The 15,495-nt window shown below is 66.9% G+C and carries 14 protein-coding genes; 8 read left to right on the top strand and 6 right to left on the bottom strand.

All coding sequences use genetic code 11. From position 1 onward, the window contains the following. The first annotated feature begins 4 nt into the window (after nucleotides 1-4). On the top strand, nucleotides 5-2,194 hold the full coding sequence (locus ABDC78_RS02295; protein WP_178359517.1) for an acyl-CoA dehydrogenase: 2,190 nt from the start codon (nucleotides 5-7) through the stop codon (nucleotides 2,192-2,194). A 38-nt stretch (nucleotides 2,195-2,232) separates the two neighbouring features. Continuing rightward, nucleotides 2,233-2,553, top strand: coding sequence for a hypothetical protein (locus ABDC78_RS02290; protein WP_178359516.1), 321 nt, complete (start codon nucleotides 2,233-2,235; stop codon nucleotides 2,551-2,553). Between the two features lie 72 nt (nucleotides 2,554-2,625). On the opposite strand, the gene fadD2 is transcribed toward ABDC78_RS02290, so the two are convergent. Then, nucleotides 2,626-4,311 (bottom strand): long-chain-fatty-acid--CoA ligase FadD2, encoded by a 1,686-nt coding sequence (gene fadD2 / locus ABDC78_RS02285; RefSeq protein WP_178359515.1) that lies wholly within the window; start codon nucleotides 4,309-4,311, stop codon nucleotides 2,626-2,628. A gap of 54 nt (nucleotides 4,312-4,365) precedes the next feature. Between fadD2 and ABDC78_RS02280 the strand changes: the two genes are divergently transcribed. The 5 genes from ABDC78_RS02280 (at nucleotide 4,366) to ABDC78_RS02260 (ending at nucleotide 8,970) form a co-directional block, all read left to right on the top strand. Continuing rightward, the gene (locus ABDC78_RS02280) at nucleotides 4,366-5,613 is read left to right on the top strand and encodes a DNA polymerase domain-containing protein (RefSeq protein ID WP_178359514.1); all 1,248 of its coding nucleotides are present in this window, start codon (nucleotides 4,366-4,368) and stop codon (nucleotides 5,611-5,613) included. Nucleotides 5,614-5,763: 150 nt separating this feature from the next. Continuing rightward, on the top strand, nucleotides 5,764-6,171 hold the full coding sequence (locus ABDC78_RS02275; protein WP_178359513.1) for an STAS domain-containing protein: 408 nt from the start codon (nucleotides 5,764-5,766) through the stop codon (nucleotides 6,169-6,171). Between the two features lie 156 nt (nucleotides 6,172-6,327). Continuing rightward, nucleotides 6,328-7,518 (top strand): acyl-CoA dehydrogenase family protein, encoded by a 1,191-nt coding sequence (locus tag ABDC78_RS02270; protein WP_178359512.1) that lies wholly within the window; start codon nucleotides 6,328-6,330, stop codon nucleotides 7,516-7,518. A gap of 25 nt (nucleotides 7,519-7,543) precedes the next feature. Next, nucleotides 7,544-8,719, top strand: coding sequence for an acyl-CoA dehydrogenase family protein (locus tag ABDC78_RS02265; protein ID WP_178359577.1), 1,176 nt, complete (start codon nucleotides 7,544-7,546; stop codon nucleotides 8,717-8,719). 11 nt (nucleotides 8,720-8,730) lie between these two features. After that, nucleotides 8,731-8,970, top strand: coding sequence for a hypothetical protein (locus tag ABDC78_RS02260; protein WP_178359511.1), 240 nt, complete (start codon nucleotides 8,731-8,733; stop codon nucleotides 8,968-8,970). A 4-nt stretch (nucleotides 8,971-8,974) separates the two neighbouring features. Here ABDC78_RS02260 and ABDC78_RS02255 read toward each other — a convergent pair whose 3' ends face one another. The 3 genes from ABDC78_RS02255 to ABDC78_RS02245 all read right to left on the bottom strand — a co-directional run bounded on the left by ABDC78_RS02255 (nucleotide 8,975) and on the right by ABDC78_RS02245 (nucleotide 12,627). Next, nucleotides 8,975-10,582, bottom strand: a complete 1,608-nt coding sequence (locus tag ABDC78_RS02255) for a sulfite reductase flavoprotein subunit alpha (protein WP_178359510.1) — start codon at nucleotides 10,580-10,582, stop codon at nucleotides 8,975-8,977. A gap of 89 nt (nucleotides 10,583-10,671) precedes the next feature. Further along, nucleotides 10,672-11,286 (bottom strand): TetR/AcrR family transcriptional regulator, encoded by a 615-nt coding sequence (locus ABDC78_RS02250; protein WP_256736133.1) that lies wholly within the window; start codon nucleotides 11,284-11,286, stop codon nucleotides 10,672-10,674. A 123-nt stretch (nucleotides 11,287-11,409) separates the two neighbouring features. Beyond that, nucleotides 11,410-12,627, bottom strand: a complete 1,218-nt coding sequence (locus ABDC78_RS02245; protein WP_347133303.1) for an MFS transporter — start codon at nucleotides 12,625-12,627, stop codon at nucleotides 11,410-11,412. A 74-nt stretch (nucleotides 12,628-12,701) separates the two neighbouring features. On the opposite strand from ABDC78_RS02245, the gene ABDC78_RS02240 reads away from it, so the two are divergent. Then, a complete protein-coding gene (locus ABDC78_RS02240; RefSeq protein ID WP_178359509.1) occupies nucleotides 12,702-13,577 on the top strand; it encodes a LysR substrate-binding domain-containing protein in 876 nt (291 codons plus the stop codon). Between the two features lie 11 nt (nucleotides 13,578-13,588). Here the strand turns inward: ABDC78_RS02240 and ABDC78_RS02235 are convergent, their stop codons facing one another. Both ABDC78_RS02235 and ABDC78_RS02230 read right to left on the bottom strand, forming a co-directional pair. Next, nucleotides 13,589-14,461 carry a sugar phosphate isomerase/epimerase family protein gene (locus tag ABDC78_RS02235; protein WP_178359508.1) on the bottom strand — a complete coding sequence of 291 codons (873 nt, stop codon included), beginning with the start codon at nucleotides 14,459-14,461 and terminating at the stop codon, nucleotides 13,589-13,591. A 1-nt stretch (nucleotide 14,462) separates the two neighbouring features. After that, nucleotides 14,463-15,494 (bottom strand): Gfo/Idh/MocA family oxidoreductase, encoded by a 1,032-nt coding sequence (locus tag ABDC78_RS02230; RefSeq protein ID WP_178359507.1) that lies wholly within the window; start codon nucleotides 15,492-15,494, stop codon nucleotides 14,463-14,465. Between the last annotated feature and the right edge of the window lies 1 nt (nucleotide 15,495).

Raw genomic sequence — 15,495 nt, 5'->3', positions numbered from 1 at the left:
AGCTATGCCCATCGCGATCAACGAAGAGCACAACGACCTGGCCGATTCGGTGCGGTCCCTGGTGGCGCGGGTGGCGCCGTCCGAGGTGCTGCACGAAGCCCTCGAGACGCCGATCCCGAACCCGCCGCCGTACTGGAAAGCCGCGGCCGAGCAGGGTTTGCAGGGCGTACATCTCGCCGAGTCGGTCGGCGGACAGGGCTTCGGCATCCTGGAGTTGGCCATCGTCGTCGCCGAGTTCGGCCATGGCGCCGTCCCAGGCCCGTTCGTGCCGTCGGCCATCGCCAGCGCGCTGATCGCCGCCAACGATCCCAAGGCCGCCATCCTCGAACAGCTCGCCTCGGGTGAGGTCATCGCCGCCTACGCGATCGACTCGGGGTTGACCGCCACCCGTCACGGTGAGGCCCTGGTGCTGCGCGGCGAGGTGCGCGCGGTGCCCGCTGCGGCTCAGGCCTCGGTGCTGGTGCTGCCTGTGGCGATCGAATCGGGCGAGGAATGGGTGGTCATCGATGCCGACAGACTCGAGATCGAACCCGTGGCCGGCGTCGACCCACTCCGCCCGATCGCCCATGTCCGGGCCAACGCCGTCGAGGTGTCCGACGATCGTGTGCTGTCCAATCTGAGCCGGACGCTGGCGCGCGCAGTGATGTCGACGCTGCTGTCGGCGGAATGCGTCGGTGTGGCCCGGTGGGCCACCGAAACCGCGTCGGAGTACGCCAAGATCCGCGAACAGTTCGGCAGGCCGATCGGCCAGTTCCAGGCCATCAAGCACAAGTGCGCGGGAATGATCGCCGAGACCGAGCGCGCCACGGCGGCGGTGTGGGATGCCGCCCGTGCGATCGACGAGTTCATCGGCGGGAATGCCGAATCCGCCTACGAGTTCGCCGCAGCCGTCGCCGCGACGCTGGCACCGGTGGCCGCGCAGCACTGTGCGCAGGACTGCATCCAGGTGCACGGTGGCATCGGCTTCACGTGGGAGCACGACACCAACGTGTACTACCGGCGCGCGATCGTGCTGGCGGCGTGCTTCGGCCGCGCCGCGGACTACCCCCAGCAGGTGGTAGACACCGCGACGACGACCGGTATGCGGTCCATCAACATCGACCTCGACCCGGACACCGAGAAGCTGCGCGACGAGATCCGCGCGGAAGTTGCTGCACTCAAAGCGCTTCCGAAGGACGAACGCACCACCGCCATCGCCGAGGGTGGTTGGGTGCAGCCGCACCTGCCCAAGCCGTGGGGCCGCGCCTCGAATCCGATCGAGCAGATCATCATCGCTCAGGAGTTCTCCACCGGGCGGGTCAAGCGGCCCCAGATGGGCATCGCCGCATGGATCATCCCGTCGATCGTCGCGTACGGCACCCACGACCAGCAGCAGCAGTTCCTGCCGCCCACCTTCCGGGGCGAGATGATCTGGTGCCAGCTGTTCTCCGAGCCGGGCGCCGGGTCGGATCTGGCCAGCCTGACCACCAAGGCCACCAAGGTCGACGGCGGGTGGCGCATCACCGGGCAGAAGATCTGGACCACCGGCGCGCAGTACTCCGCCTGGGGCGCGATGCTGGCAAGGACCGACCCGAGCGCTCCGAAACATCAAGGCATCACCTACTTCCTGCTCGACATGAAGTCCGAGGGCGTCGAGGTCAAGCCGCTGCGCGAGCTGACCGGCAACGCGATGTTCAACACCGTGTTCATCGACGACGTGTTCGTGCCCGACGAGATGGTGCTGGGCGAGGTGAACCGGGGCTGGGAGGTCAGCCGCAACACCCTGACCAACGAACGCGTCTCGATCGGCAGCAGTGAGCCGCCGTTCCTGGCGAGCCTCGAACAGTTCGTGGACTTCCTGCGCGACGGACACTTCGACCAGATCGAGCAGCACGAGGCCGGCAGGCTGATCGCCGAGGGGCACGCCGCCAAACTGCTCAACATGCGCTCGACGCTGCTGACCCTCGCCGGTGGCGATCCGATGCCTGCGGCGGCGATCTCGAAGCTGTTGTCGATGAAAACCGGTCAGGGGTACGCCGAGTTCGGGGTGTCGTCGTTCGGCACCGACGCGGCCATCGGCGACCAGGGAGAGCTGTCCGGCAAGTGGAGCGAGTATCTGCTGGCGGGACGGGCGACCACGATCTACGGCGGCACCAGTGAGGTGCAGCTCAACATCATCGCCGAACGACTGCTCGGCTTGCCGCGCGATCCCTGATACGGATTGCCGGTCGCCAGACCGGGAACCCCACCGGCATGACCAACGATGTCGAGAAGCGGTTCAACCAGCCCGGGTCCTTCCGGGCGGCCGCCGTCTACATGTCTGCGGTGGTCGCCGTGGCGGGCGTCGCGTTTGCGGTTTTTGCGTTCGCCGCCCGCGACTCGGTGTTCGTCGCGGCGATGGTGCCCGCGATCCTGTTCGCCGGTGGTGTCGGCGCGCTGATCCACACCTACCGCATCTGGAAAGCCGGCGGTGGTTGGTTCGCGTGGCAGGGCGCCGGGTGGTTCCTGCTGCTGCTGATGCTGGTGGCGCTGGCGATCCCGGGGTCAGCGTTCATGGCCGGCGGGGTGCAGTAGCGCCGAGATTGCAGTCAGCGCGCGCGAGAACGCGAATTCGCCGCGTGGAATACCGTTTCTGCGGGCGCCGGGCTATTCCATCTCGCGAAGTTGGCGCTTGAGGATCTTGCCGGTGGGATTGCGCGGGAGTTCGTCGAGGAACACCACCTCGCGGGGCACCTTGTAGCGGGCGAGGTTCTCCCTCACGTAGGTCTTGATGGCGTCTTCGTCGATCGTCGCGCCCTCGACCTTGACCACGAAGCACCGGAGCCGGGCTCCCCACTCCTTGTCCTCGACACCCAACGCGGTGGCCTCGACGACCTCGGGATGGCCGCTGACGAGGTCCTCGATCTCGGCGGGGAACACGTTCTCGCCGCCGGAGACGATCATCTCGTCGTCGCGGCCGCTGACGTAGAGCAGGTCGTTGTCATCGAAGTAGCCCACATCGCCGGAGGACAGCAGCCCGTCGATGATCTGCTTGCCGCCGCCGCCGGTGTAGCCCTCGAACGGGAAGAAGTTGCCGACGAAGATCCGGCCGACCTGGCCGCGCGGCACCTCGTGGCCGTTGTCGTCGAGGATCTTGACCTTCATGCCCCTGACCACCGGTCCGACGGTGGCCGGATTGATCGAAAGGTCCTGCGGCCGAGCGATACTCGCGAATGCCACCTCGGTGGATCCGTACAGGTTGTAGATGACGGGCCCCAGTTCCTTCAGCGCCCTGGTGGCCAGCTCGGCGCCCAGCTGCGACCCGGAGACGAAGACGATGCGCAGCGAGGACAGGTCCGGTTTGGGTGAGGTCTTGTCGAGCTCGTCGAGCAACCGGGACAGCATCACCGGCACCACGACCATCGCGGTGGCCTTGTTCTTCTCGATGTCGGCGAGCACGGTGGCAGGTTTGAACCGGCGGCGCAGCACCAGCGTCGAGCCCAACATCATCGCGATGGTGGCGTGCAGGAAGCCCAGCGCGTGGAACATCGGCGCCGGCAGCGACGTCACCTCGGCGGCCTTGAACGGCACCGACGACAGCACGCCGCCGATCGGCGCCAGCGACGGCGGTGCGCTTCGGTTGGCTCCCTTGGGAGTTCCGGTGGTGCCGCTGGTCAGGATGATGATCGACGAGTTCTTGGTCGCCTTGGGCGGCGGCCGCTTGTCGGTGCGGGCGATCAACTCGGCCAACGTCTCGTCGGTGCTGCCCGACGGCTCCTCGGAATCCGAGTTGACCCCGAGCGCACGCAGCTTGCCCAGCGCCGGGTCAGCGTGCGAGACGGCGGCGGTGTACTCGTCGTCGTAGATGACGAGCTTGCTGCCCTCCCGCTCCGAGACCTCCTTGATCTGCGGGCCGGAGAACTCGCTGTTGAGCAGGATGATGCGCCCACCGACGCGGGCGGCGGCGTAGACCGACACCAGGAACCACCGGTGGTTGCGGGCCAGGATCGCCACTCCGTCGCCGCCCTTGATCCCCTTGGCGAGCAGTCCGTTGGCGACGGCGTTGACCGCGTCGTCCAACTCCTTGAACGTCATCTCGCCCTCGTCGTCGACCACTGCCGCCCGGTGTGGGTAGCGGCGCGCATTCAGCGCGGGGATCATCCCGATCTCACCCCAGCGCCGGATGTCGGCGATGAAGGCCGCCATCGCCTGCGGCGGCTCGATCTTCAGGGCACCCGCTTCGAACATCTTCCGGGCGTAGTGCAGCTCGGCGGATCCGCGATCGAGATACTTGCCGGCGGACTGCTGGACCTTGGCCACTACCTGCAAGGGGACATCGCTGAGCTTGGGCATGGGTCAACAATATGTGACCGCGATCGCAGTCGGTCTCAAACCTACGATGAAGGGATGGCTGCTCCCGAGTACCTGGAGATCGGCGGTCGACAGGTGCCGATCACCCACCCGGACAAAGTGGTGTTCGGCGATCTCGGCGTCACGAAGCTCGACCTGATGCACTACTACACCGCGGTCGCCGACGGCGCGCTTCGCGGGGTCCGGGACCGGCCGATGATCCTCAAGCGTTTCGTCAAGGGGATCGGCCAGGAAGCGGTCTTCCAGAAGCGGGCACCCGAGAAGCGGCCCGACTTCATCGACGTCGCCGAACTCAAATACGCCTCGGGGACGTCCGCCAAGGAGGCGGTCCTGCGTGACGCGGCCGGGCTGATCTGGGCGGTGAACCTCGGTTGTGTCGACCTCAACCCCCACCCGGTGCGCGACGACGACCTCGACCATCCCGATGAACTCCGCGTCGATCTCGACCCGATGCCCGGAGTGGGATGGCGGCAGATCCTCGACGTCGCCTTCGTCGCCCGCGAGGTGCTCGAGGATCACGGGCTGGTGGCCTGGCCGAAGACGTCGGGTTCGCGCGGCATCCACATCTACACGCGCATCCACCGTCGCTGGCCGTTCAAGCTCGTGCGACTGGCGGCCGAGGCGGTTGCCCGCGAGGTCGAGCGCCGCGCTCCGGAGTCGGCGACGGCACGGTGGTGGAAAGAGGAACGCCACGGTGTGTTCGTCGACTTCAATCAGAACGCCAAGGACCGCACCGTCGCGTCCGCGTACTCGGTGCGCGCCACCCCGGACGCCCGGGTGTCCACTCCGCTGTTCTGGGATGAGGTCGACGGCTGCCGCCCCGAGGCGTTCACCATCGCCACCGTGCCCCGGCGTTTCGCAGAGGTCGGAGATCCGTGGGAGGGCATCGACGACGCCGTGGGTGGGCTGGAGTCGCTGCTCGACCTCGCCGACCGGCTCGGGCCGGCGGAAAAGGCACCCAGGGGTACCCGGAGGTCGCCCGGGGGCGGACGGCAAGCTCGGGTCTCGTCGAAGCCGCTGATCGAGATCGCCAGGACCAAGACCCGGGACGAGGCGATGGCCGCGCTGGCGTCGTGGCGGGAGAAGTATCCGGCCGCAGCCGAAAAGCTGCAGCCCACAGATGTTCTCGTCGACGGGATGCGAGGTCCGAGTTCGATCTGGTACCGCATCCGGATCAACCTGGAACACGTTGCCGAAGGCGAGCGTCCACCGCAGGAGACGCTGCTGGCCGATTACAGCCCCTGGGCGAGCTACACCGGATCCCAGCAGCAGCGCAGAGGATGACGCCAAGTTACCGGCGAGTTTGCTGGCCGGAACGAACGCAGTTCTTAGCGAAGTATTAGTAGTTACTCCCCACGGCCTTAACTTGGCTCATTACGTTGACTGTTGTAACGCCCACTGAGGGCCATGTCAGCACGATCGAGGGAGGCTGCAATGTACGGCAATCCGACGTTCGACTGTGATGGCGCTGAAATCCGGGCGCACTGCCGCCAGTTGGCCACCGTAGTGACGATCAAGGGTGGGCTCGACGACGTCAACGTCGATCGGGCCACGCGATACATCCGGCGCTTCATCCTCGCCGAGAAGCCCTTCGTGCTCGACCTCAGCGGTGTCACATTCTTTACCCGGGATGCGATTTCGCTGCTGTTCACCGTCGACGACGTCTGCACCGCAGCAGGCGTGGAATGGTCGATGGTCGCCAGTCGCTCCATCGAGCAGACACTGCGCGACTGCGGCATCGAGTTCGCCGCGGCCGGGTCGGTGCCCGAAGCGCTGAACCACTTCGCCGACGCGATGGTCGCGCGACGCCAACTACTCCCCCTCCTGACCAAGACCGCGTAAGGATCATTGTGCTCATTGATGTTCGCTGGCTCCGGTACCTCCTCCACTCCCGTCACAAGTCAGATGCGGAGCACCTCGCACTGACCGCGAACTGATCGTTCGCCCCAGACCGTCGAGTTGCCCATCGGCTGACTCGCCACGATCTACTGTGCTCCTATGAGCACTGCTGTCGACCACGTGACCGAGGCGGCGCATCGCGTCGTCTCGGAGCACGATCCACGGGCCGTGCCCGTACCCCAATTTCTCGGAGCCTGCTTCGACGCGGGTCTGTCGTGGGTGCACTTCCCTGAAGGCCTCGGCGGCCTCGGCGTCTCCCGCGGACTACAGGCTGTCGCCGACCGCATCCTGCAGGACGCCGGTGGCCCGGTCCCGCTGGCGCTCAATCCGATGGGCTACGGCATGGCCGCCCCGACGGTGCGCGAGCACGCGCAGACCGACGACGTCCGCAGGAAACTGTTGCGTCCACTGGCGACCACCGAGGACATCTGGTGCCAGCTGTTCTCGGAACCGGGTGCCGGGTCCGACCTCGCAGGTCTGGCGACGTCCGCGGTCCGCGACGGCGAGGACTGGGTCGTCAACGGACAGAAGGTCTGGACCAGCCTTGCGCACCGGGCACGGTGGGGGCTGCTTCTGGCCCGCACCGATCCGAACGTCGCCAAACACCGCGGCCTGACCTACTTCGTCCTCGACATGCACGCCGACGGCGTGGAGACCCGTCCGCTGCGGCAGCTGACCGGGCACGCCGAGTTCAACGAGGTCTACATCACCGATGCGCGCATCCCCGATGCGCACCGGCTGGGTGGGGTCGGCGACGGCTGGCGGGTCGCGATGACCACCCTGATGAACGAACGCAGTGCCCTCGGCGCCAGCGGCAGCCGGCGCGGGGCCGGCACCATCAGCGACGCGGTCGCACTGTGGGCGTCTCGGCCGGATCTCCACACCCCCGTGCTGCGCGACCGGCTCACCACCCTGTGGCTGCGCGCCGAATCGCAGCGGCTGACCTCGGAGCGGTCCAGGGCGACGGCGACCGTTGGCGGGCCCGGGCCCGAAGGGTCGATCGGCAAGCTCGTCGGCGCCGAACTCAACCAGCACATCTACGAGTTCTGCATGGATCTTCTCGGGCCGGAGGGCATTCTGTACGACGGTTACGAGATGCACGGCCGCGACGCCGACGCCGGTGACTGGCGCGGCTCGATCCAGCAGCGGTTCCTGCGCAGCCGGGCCAACACCATCGAAGGCGGTACGTCGGAAGTGATGCGCAACATCCTGGCCGAACGTGTGCTCGGGCTGCCGGGTGATCTGAGGGCGGACGCAGGGATGCCGTGGAAGGAGGTCCCGCGTGGCTGAGGAGCTTGCGGATCAGCCCGACGGGATGGCTGAGGAGCTTGCGGAAAGCGCGGAGTTCACCTTCACCGACGAGCAGAACCAACTGCGCGCCGCCGTGCGCGCCTTCTGCGCCGAGCAGATCGACGAGAGTGCGGTGCGCGCGTCGATGACGTCCGATCCGCCGTTCGATCCGAAGGTGTGGGCCCGGCTGGGATCCGAACTCGGGGTCCTGGGGTTGGCCGTGCCCGAGGACGACGGCGGTGCCGGCGGCTCGCTGGTCGACCAGGCCGTCGCGGTCGAGGAACTGGGTGCCGCCCTGGCGTGCGGCCCCCTGTTCGGCACCGTGTACCTCGCCATTCCGGCACTTGTCGCCGCTTCGGCGGGTGGTGATCTGCTGGCGCCGTTGGTCGAGGGCACCCGCACGGCGGCGCTGGCCGTCGGTGACGTCGCGGGGGCCTTCGATGCCACGGCGATCCGCGTGCAGGCCGTACCGGCGGACCAGGACTGGGCACTCACCGGAACCGTCGAGCGGGTCGTTGACGCGGGTGCCGCCGACACCCTGCTGGTCGCCGCGACGGGACCCGACGGCGTCGGACTCTACGCGGTCGATACCGATGGCCCTGGGGTGCAACGGCTTTCGTTGAACACCCTCGATCTGACCCGGCCGCAGGCCACCGTCGAACTCCGGGACGCGCCCGGGCGACTCGTCGCGGGCCCCGATGAGGCCGACCGGGTGATCACCCACGCGCTGCAGGTCGGCTCGGCTCTCCTGGCTGTCGAACAGGTCGGCGCTGCGCAGCACCTACTCGATCTGTCCGTCGAGTACGCGAAGGGCCGACTTCAGTTCGGCAGGGCCATCGGATCGTTCCAGGCGGTCAAGCATCGCCTCGCCGATGACCTCGTCGCACTCGAGCACGCGAGATCGACGGCCTACCACGCGATCTGGGCGCTGACCGACGGCTCCGACGATCCGGCACTGGCGGTCAGCATTGCGCAGGCAACGTGTTCGGCGGCGTTCACCCGGGTAGCGACCGACACGATCCAGGTCCACGGCGGAATCGGGTTCACCTGGGAACACCAAGCGCATCTGTACTACAAGCGCGCCTATACCGACGCGGCACTGCTGGGCACCGCCGAGCAGCACCGGGACCGGGTCGCCGAGATGGTGCTCGGGGACCCCGGCAAGGACGCGCCCCGCGTCGCCACCGGAGTATCCAGGTGAGAGGAAGCACAGTGACACAGACGATTCGGCGCTACCTTGCAGCAGCGGCTTTCGCCGCCGGCGCGATCGCACTGCCGTTCGCGGCCGCCGTCCAGAGCGCCCCCACGACCTCGTTCGCACAGTGCCCGCCCGGCCAGACGGGCGTGATCTACGGATGCGCGCCCTTCTGCGTCGAAGGTAAGTACCTCAGCCCCGTGAACGGGCTGTGCATGCCGATCGCACCGCCCCCGCCGCCCGCTCCGCGGATGTAGCGGCTCAGTACACGTCCCGCAGATAACGATGCTGTGTGATGAGGTCGTTGACGTAGGCATGGGCTCCGGTCTCGTCCAGACCGCCTGCAATGGAGACGACTTCATGCAGGGTCCGGTGCACGTCGCGACCCATGCGCTCGTCGCCGCAGACGTAGAAGTGCGCGCCCTCCTGTAGCCAGGTGAACAGTTCGGCCGCGTGTGCCAGCATGTGTTGCTGCACATACTCTTTCGGGCTTCGGTCACGGGAGAAGGCGGTGTTGAGCCGGGTCAGCACTCCCGCCTCCAGGAACCCTGTCAGTTCATCGCCGTAGAGGAAATCGGTCGCGCGGTGCCAGTCTCCGAAGAAAAGCCACGACTTGCCCGTCGCCGCCGTGGCCTGGCGTTCCTGCAGGAACGCGCGGAACGGTGCGATGCCGGTACCCGGGCCCACCATCACGATCGGCACATCGGGGCCGGGCAGTCTGAAGGAGTCATTGGGCGCCAAATGGATTCGGACAGTGCCGGCGCGATCGGCCAGGAACCCCGACGCGACGCCGGTGTGGTCGCGATCGTCGCGGCGGTAGTGCACCGTCGCGACAGTCAGGTGGACACGGCCGGGATCGACGAGGGGACTCGAGGCGATCGAGTAGTCGCGGTGCTGCAGGGGGCGCAACGTGTCGAGGACTTCGTCGACGCTCACATCGGCGAGTTCGAGCAGGTCGAGAACGTCGCGGCCGTAAAGCCACTCGTTCAGGGCGGCCGAGTCTCTACTGCCGAGAACCGCCCGCGCCCGGATGTCTCGGGTGCGCGCGGCCACCAGACTCTGCAGCGCCCCCGTCGGTGTCCGGATCTCGAGGTGGTCGGTGAGCAGCACACCCAGTGGCTCATCGCGGCCGGGCACGACGTGATCAGCGCCGACGCCCAACCGGCACAGGATCGCGGCGACGAGCGCGGGATCGTTCGTCGGATGGACGCCCACCGAATCCCCCGGCTGGTAGCTGATGCCGCTGTCGCCGAGGTCGATCTCGTAGTGGCGCACACACTTGTCCGAGCCCGCGGCAGTGAGCTCCCGACTGCCCACCAAGCGCCCCGGGAACGGATTCCGGCGGTGCCACGGTGAATCCTGTTGTTCGACAACGTCTTGTGTGCTGTCCATCGCGGGGGCCGCGAACGTCGCCTCCGAGAGGAGTTTGATCACGTCGGTGGTCCACGCCTCGGCCGGCTCCTCGAACTCGAGGTCACAGTCGACCCGCTCGGCCAATCGTCGCGCGCCGAGTTCCTGCAGTCGCGCGTCGAACATCTTGCCCGCATTGCAGAAGAGCGGATAGAAGCTGTCACCCAGACCGAGGACGGCGAAGGTCAGGTGGTCCAGACGAGCAGCGTCCGCGGAGTTCAGCGACTCCCAGAAAACCTCGGCGTCGTAGGGCACCTCACCGTCGCCGTAGGTCGCGGTGATCACCAGGAAGTGCGTGGCGGTGACCAGGCTGTCGACGGTGAGGTCGTTGAGGTACTGGGGTTCGACCTCGATCCCGGCGGCCCTGGCAGCCTGGGCGAACTTCTTCGCGACCATTGCGGAGTTCCCGGTCTCGGTGGCGAATCCCAGGATCAGTTCACACGCAGTGGTGTCGGACATCGATGGCACCTCGTCCCAGCCGGCAATAAGTAAGGAGACCCTTAGTTAGGGTGACCTTACTGGCCGGTCGGAGTTCTGTGCACCGTCCGTCAGCCGTGTTCGGCGGCCACGCCGAGAATCACCGCGCGAATCTGGCTCTGGATGTGGTCGCGCGTGGCCGGCTGTGTCGCACCGTTGGCGAAGCCGAACACCATCCCACTGAGAAACGTCATCAGCACCGAGCCCTGTTCGGCGACGAGCGCTCGATCCAGCGGAGTCTGGGCCGGCTGCATGCCGATGACGAGTCGCTCCGCCAGCGAGCGGTATCGCTCGAACACCTCTTGAAAACCCGTCGCGAGGTCGGCGTCACGTTTGGCCAACATGGTCAACTCGAGGCGTGCGCGCGTTCGTGACAGGCTGGGCTCTTCGCGGATCCGGATCATCTGTTCTGCGAGCATCGCCAGGATCGCCTGACCGTCGAGCTGGGCCTGACCCTTGAAGGCCTCGGCGAACGCCTCGACGTCGTAACCGACGATCTGATCGGCGACGCCGTGCAGCAACGCCGAGCGGGTCCGGTAGTAGAACGACGTCGTCCCGTCGGGGACGCCGGCGCTCCGGTCGACCTTCAGGTGGCTGAGCCCTCGTGCGCCCTCCTCGGCCAGCAGGGCGATGGCGGCGTCACACAGGTGACGTCGTCGCTCGGCCGGGTTGGGCTTTCGTCGCATCTCTACACGGCGAACTGTAGTTTCTCGGCCGCCGATCGGCGAGAGGGTCGCGGCCGCACTCGCCGTTAGTTCAGGCCGCATCATCGGCCATGACATGGCCTGAACCAGGGCTGGAAATCAGGGTCATGCTGCTCGGGTCAGCGCCGCAGACGGCATCTCTGTGTCTGTCTGACCACCGCGGCGGACCGACGCGGCAGCGAACACCGTCGTCAACACACCCAGCAGCATGACCGCCGACGCGACAGCCATCCACTGGCCACCCGACCAGGCGACACCTCCGAGCCATCCGAACACGCTGGAACCTGCGTAGTACCCGATCGTGTACAGCGCGGTGGCCTGCGAACGTCCCCGCTCGGCCCGTGCGGCGACCATGCTCGACGCGACCGCGTGCCCGACGAAGAACGCCGTGGTCAACACAGCGACCCCGGAGATGATCACCACCAGAGAGCCCGACAGGGTGACGGCCGCACCGAGGGCGATCGTCACTCCGGCGGCGCCCAGCACGACGGTCGGGCCAAAGCGCCCGCCGAGCCGTCCGGCTGCCCGGGATCCCGCTGTGCCGCCGAGATAAGTCAAGAACACCAGCGAGATCGCGGTCGGCGCAAGCTCGTACGGCGCTCCCGCCAGCCTGAAAGGTAGGTAGTTGAACACCGTCATCATCGCGCCGGAAAGCAGCATGCCGACGATCAGGATCGGCCACATCCCGGGATCGCGCAGGTGCGTGACCAGCGAGTCCACGGTGCCGCGACCCCGTGGCGCTGCGTCCGGGCGGGGTAGCAGGCAGATCATCGTGACCATCAGCACCGCGACGGCGATACCGAGAACCAGAAGCCCGGTCCGCCAACCCCAGTGGTCCGCGGCAGGCACCGCGAACAGGCGCCCACCGAGTCCGCCCACCGAGGTGGCGGCGACGTAGCTGCCCGCGACCGTCGCGGCACGTGCCGGGGAGGCGAGGTCGTGCGACAACGTCATCGCGAGCGCGGGGATGCCGCCGAGCGCAACACCGTGAATCAGCCGCCCCGCGAGCAGCATCTCGAAGGTCTGCGAGAAGGGCACGACGACAGCGCACACCGCGGCCGCCGCGGCCGCCGTCCGCATCGCCGACCGCAGCCCGAACCTGTCGGCCACCCACGCCCACGGCAGCACAGACACAGCGAGGCCCAACGTGGCCGCTGATATCAGCAATGCCGCCTGGGATGCATCGACCGACATCTCGCGAGCGATCTGCGGGAGCAGTCCCTGCGGCGCATACATCGCTGCGAATGCCGCCAGCCCCACACACCACAGGCCCAGGACGAGCCGACGCTCGACAGACACCGGTGCGAGGGCGGGGATCAACACCCGACCATTGGACCCGACATCATTTATCGTGTGAAGGTCGAATAATGTCTTTGAGTTATAGGAAAGCGCTATCAATGGTTGAGGTTCGCGAGGCCCGGTACTTCATCGCAGTCGCCGAGGAGCTGAACTTCGGCAGGGCCGCCGAACGCCTTCAAATGTCCCAACCACCGCTGTCGTCGTCGGTCAAGGCGATCGAGAAGCGCCTCGGTGTGCTGCTGTTGAACAGAACAACACGGCATGTCGTGCTCACGTCGGCGGGCAGCGTGTTCCTCGACCGGTGCCGTCGGGTGGTGGCCGCAGCGGATGACGCCGAGTCGGCAGCCCGGATGGCTGCCGAGGGCCAGCTCGGTGAGCTGCGGATCGGAGCGGTGACAACCGCATTCACCCACGTCCTGCCGAAAGCTCTGGCCACTCACTCCCGTTCGCGACCGGGTGTCGAAATCAGCGTGCGCGAAGTCGACACCCACCTCGGCTCAGAGTTGCTGCAGCGCCGCGAGATCGACATCGCGGTCGTCCGCCACGGCCCGGCCCGCGCCTGGCTGCGGCACGTCACCCTTTCCAGCGAACCATTCGTCCTCGCCGCCCCCATCGGCTGGGATCTGCCGCGCGGCCTTCAGTCAGATCTGTCGAAGGCCGCCGAACTGCCGTGGGTCTGGATACCGCGTTCGGGCACGCCCGACTACCACGATCAGGTCGCGGCCTGCTGCCGCAACGCCGGATTCTCGCCTCACGCCAAACATCTGGCGTTGTCGATCAACAGTCAGCTCGCGATGGTCGCCGCCGGACTCGGGGTCGCCCTGGTCCCCACGAGTTCGGCTGCCGGGCAAGACGGCATCAACACTGTCCGGGTCCGGTCACCACTCACGATCGCGATGAGCGCACTGTTCCGGACCGATGCGGACCTTCTCGTCGCTGAATTCGTTGATGCACTGGCCGATGCGGCACGCTGACTCTCGTTGGGTCAGTGGTGTTTGGTGATGTAGTCGGTGATGGTTTTGAGTTGGTACCGGGAGACGTCGTGGGCGGTCTCGTCCTCGGCGAAGACGCTGGAGACCATCACGGTGTCATCGCGGTCGTAGAAGCCGAGCCGGCCCAGACCGGAGAAGAACTCATCCCAGTCCACATCGCCGTCGCCGATCTTGAGGTGCTGATGCACCCGCACCGGATTACCCGGCGGGTTGGTGATGTAGCGCAACCCATGACTGCGGTGATGATCCATCGTGTCCGCGACATGGACCAACCGCAGCTTGTCCCCCGCCGCGTCCATGATCTCGGCCATCGAACCGCCCATGTGGAAGCTGTGACAGGCCACGAACACCATCCCGATGTTCGGCGAGTTCACCCCGCGGATGATGCGTAGCGCCTCCATGCCGTCCTCGACGAAATCATCCGGGTGCGGATCGATGCGCACATCGATGCCCTCCCGCTCGAAGATCGGCACCAGTTCTTCCATCGACCGGAAGAACGCCCGCTCGGATTCCTCGGCGCGCTCCGGGCGACCGGAGAACTCGGTGTTGATCACATTGACACCCAGATCCACCGTGATCTGCACAACCCGCTTCCAATTGCGCACCGCCGCCTCACGGGCATCCTCGTCCGGGCCCGACCACCGCAGCACCGGCAACACCGAGGCAATCCCGACACCGGCATCCGCGCACGCGCCGCGGAACTTCGCCACCAACGCATCATCAGCACGTGGATGGTTGAAGAACGGAATGAAATCCCGATGCGGAGTCAACTGCAGATACTCATAGCCCAACTCCGCCACCACCCGCGGCAACTCCAACAACGAGTAATCATGATGAAACGGCGTCGGATCCAACGCAACCTTCATGTCAGGCCCCCTCGATGGTGGTGCGGTCGGCAAGGGCGACCTGCACCGGAAGTCCGCTGTGGAGGGATTCGACGCCGGCCTCACAGACCGCCGTCGCGGCGTATCCGTCCCAGGCACCGGGCCCGTCGGTGTAATTTCCGGTCGCACTCCCCTGCTGCACTGCGTCGACCCACCGCTGGATCTCGGTGTCGAAGGCCCGGCCGAACCGTTCCTTGAAGCTCGGAGTGACGGCGCCGCCCCACGAACCGGGCGCGCTCTTGCGGATCAGGTTGACGTCCAAACCGATCATCGCGCTGCCCTTCTCGCCGACGACCTCGGTCCGCACCTCGTAGGCGATCCCTGTGGTGACGAAGAGTTCGACGTCGACGTGCTTGCCGCCGGCGGTCCGCAGGATCGCGATCTGCGGATCGGCGAGCCCGTCCGGCGCCGACGGGTTCGCCGCCGGTTTCACCATCTGGATGGACGTGACTTCTTCACCGAACAGGAAACGGGCGACATCGATCTCGTGCACCAGCGAGTCACGCACCACCATCTCGCTGGTGAAACTCTGGGGCACTGCAGGGTTGCGGTGGGCGCAGTGCATCACCAGTGGCTCGCCGAGCTCACCTGCTTCGATCATGGCGCGCAGCGCGGCGTATTCGTCGTCGAAGCGGCGCATGAAACCGACCTGAATCAGCCTGCGGCCCAACTCGGCTTCGCGTTTGACCACCTCCAGCGAGGTCTCGACGTCGGTGGTCAGCGGCTTCTCGCACAGCACCGGTTTGCCGTGTTCAAGGCATGTCAGCAACTGCTTCTCGTGGGTGGGCCCCGGCGTTGCGAGCACCACAGCATCAACCTCCGGGTCGGCGATCGCGTCGAGTGGATCCGACACCGCACGGCAGCCGTCGATGCCCGCGGCGAGCTGTTCGGCCTTCTCGGCCACGTAGTCGTTGACGACCGCAACCCTGGCGCCCTTGATACGGCGGTGGATCCGGTCCACGTGCTGGGCACCGATCAGCCCGACACCCAAGACTGCTACGCGTAGTTCGGTCATG

Source organism: Mycobacterium sp. DL (assembly GCF_039729195.1).
In the GTDB taxonomy this organism is placed as follows: Bacteria; Actinomycetota; Actinomycetes; order Mycobacteriales; family Mycobacteriaceae; genus Mycobacterium; species Mycobacterium hippocampi_A.
Note: the sequence above shows the minus strand (reverse complement) of the source record. Positions and strands in the feature narration are given on the sequence as shown.

Excerpts from the sequence above, each read along its gene's own strand:
- ABDC78_RS02295 (WP_178359517.1), top strand. The coding sequence starts at position 5 with ATGCCCATCGCGATCAACGAAGAGCACAACGACCTGGCCGATTCGGTG.
- ABDC78_RS02290 (WP_178359516.1), top strand. The coding sequence starts at position 2,233 with ATGACCAACGATGTCGAGAAGCGGTTCAACCAGCCCGGGTCCTTCCGG.
- fadD2 (WP_178359515.1), bottom strand. The coding sequence starts at position 4,311 with ATGCCCAAGCTCAGCGATGTCCCCTTGCAGGTAGTGGCCAAGGTCCAG.
- ABDC78_RS02280 (WP_178359514.1), top strand. The coding sequence starts at position 4,366 with ATGGCTGCTCCCGAGTACCTGGAGATCGGCGGTCGACAGGTGCCGATC.
- ABDC78_RS02275 (WP_178359513.1), top strand. The coding sequence starts at position 5,764 with ATGTACGGCAATCCGACGTTCGACTGTGATGGCGCTGAAATCCGGGCG.
- ABDC78_RS02270 (WP_178359512.1), top strand. The coding sequence starts at position 6,328 with ATGAGCACTGCTGTCGACCACGTGACCGAGGCGGCGCATCGCGTCGTC.
- ABDC78_RS02265 (WP_178359577.1), top strand. The coding sequence starts at position 7,544 with ATGGCTGAGGAGCTTGCGGAAAGCGCGGAGTTCACCTTCACCGACGAG.
- ABDC78_RS02255 (WP_178359510.1), bottom strand. The coding sequence starts at position 10,582 with ATGTCCGACACCACTGCGTGTGAACTGATCCTGGGATTCGCCACCGAG.
- ABDC78_RS02250 (WP_256736133.1), bottom strand. The coding sequence starts at position 11,286 with ATGCGACGAAAGCCCAACCCGGCCGAGCGACGACGTCACCTGTGTGAC.
- ABDC78_RS02240 (WP_178359509.1), top strand. The coding sequence starts at position 12,702 with ATGGTTGAGGTTCGCGAGGCCCGGTACTTCATCGCAGTCGCCGAGGAG.
- ABDC78_RS02235 (WP_178359508.1), bottom strand. The coding sequence starts at position 14,461 with ATGAAGGTTGCGTTGGATCCGACGCCGTTTCATCATGATTACTCGTTG.
- ABDC78_RS02230 (WP_178359507.1), bottom strand. The coding sequence starts at position 15,494 with ATGACCGAACTACGCGTAGCAGTCTTGGGTGTCGGGCTGATCGGTGCC.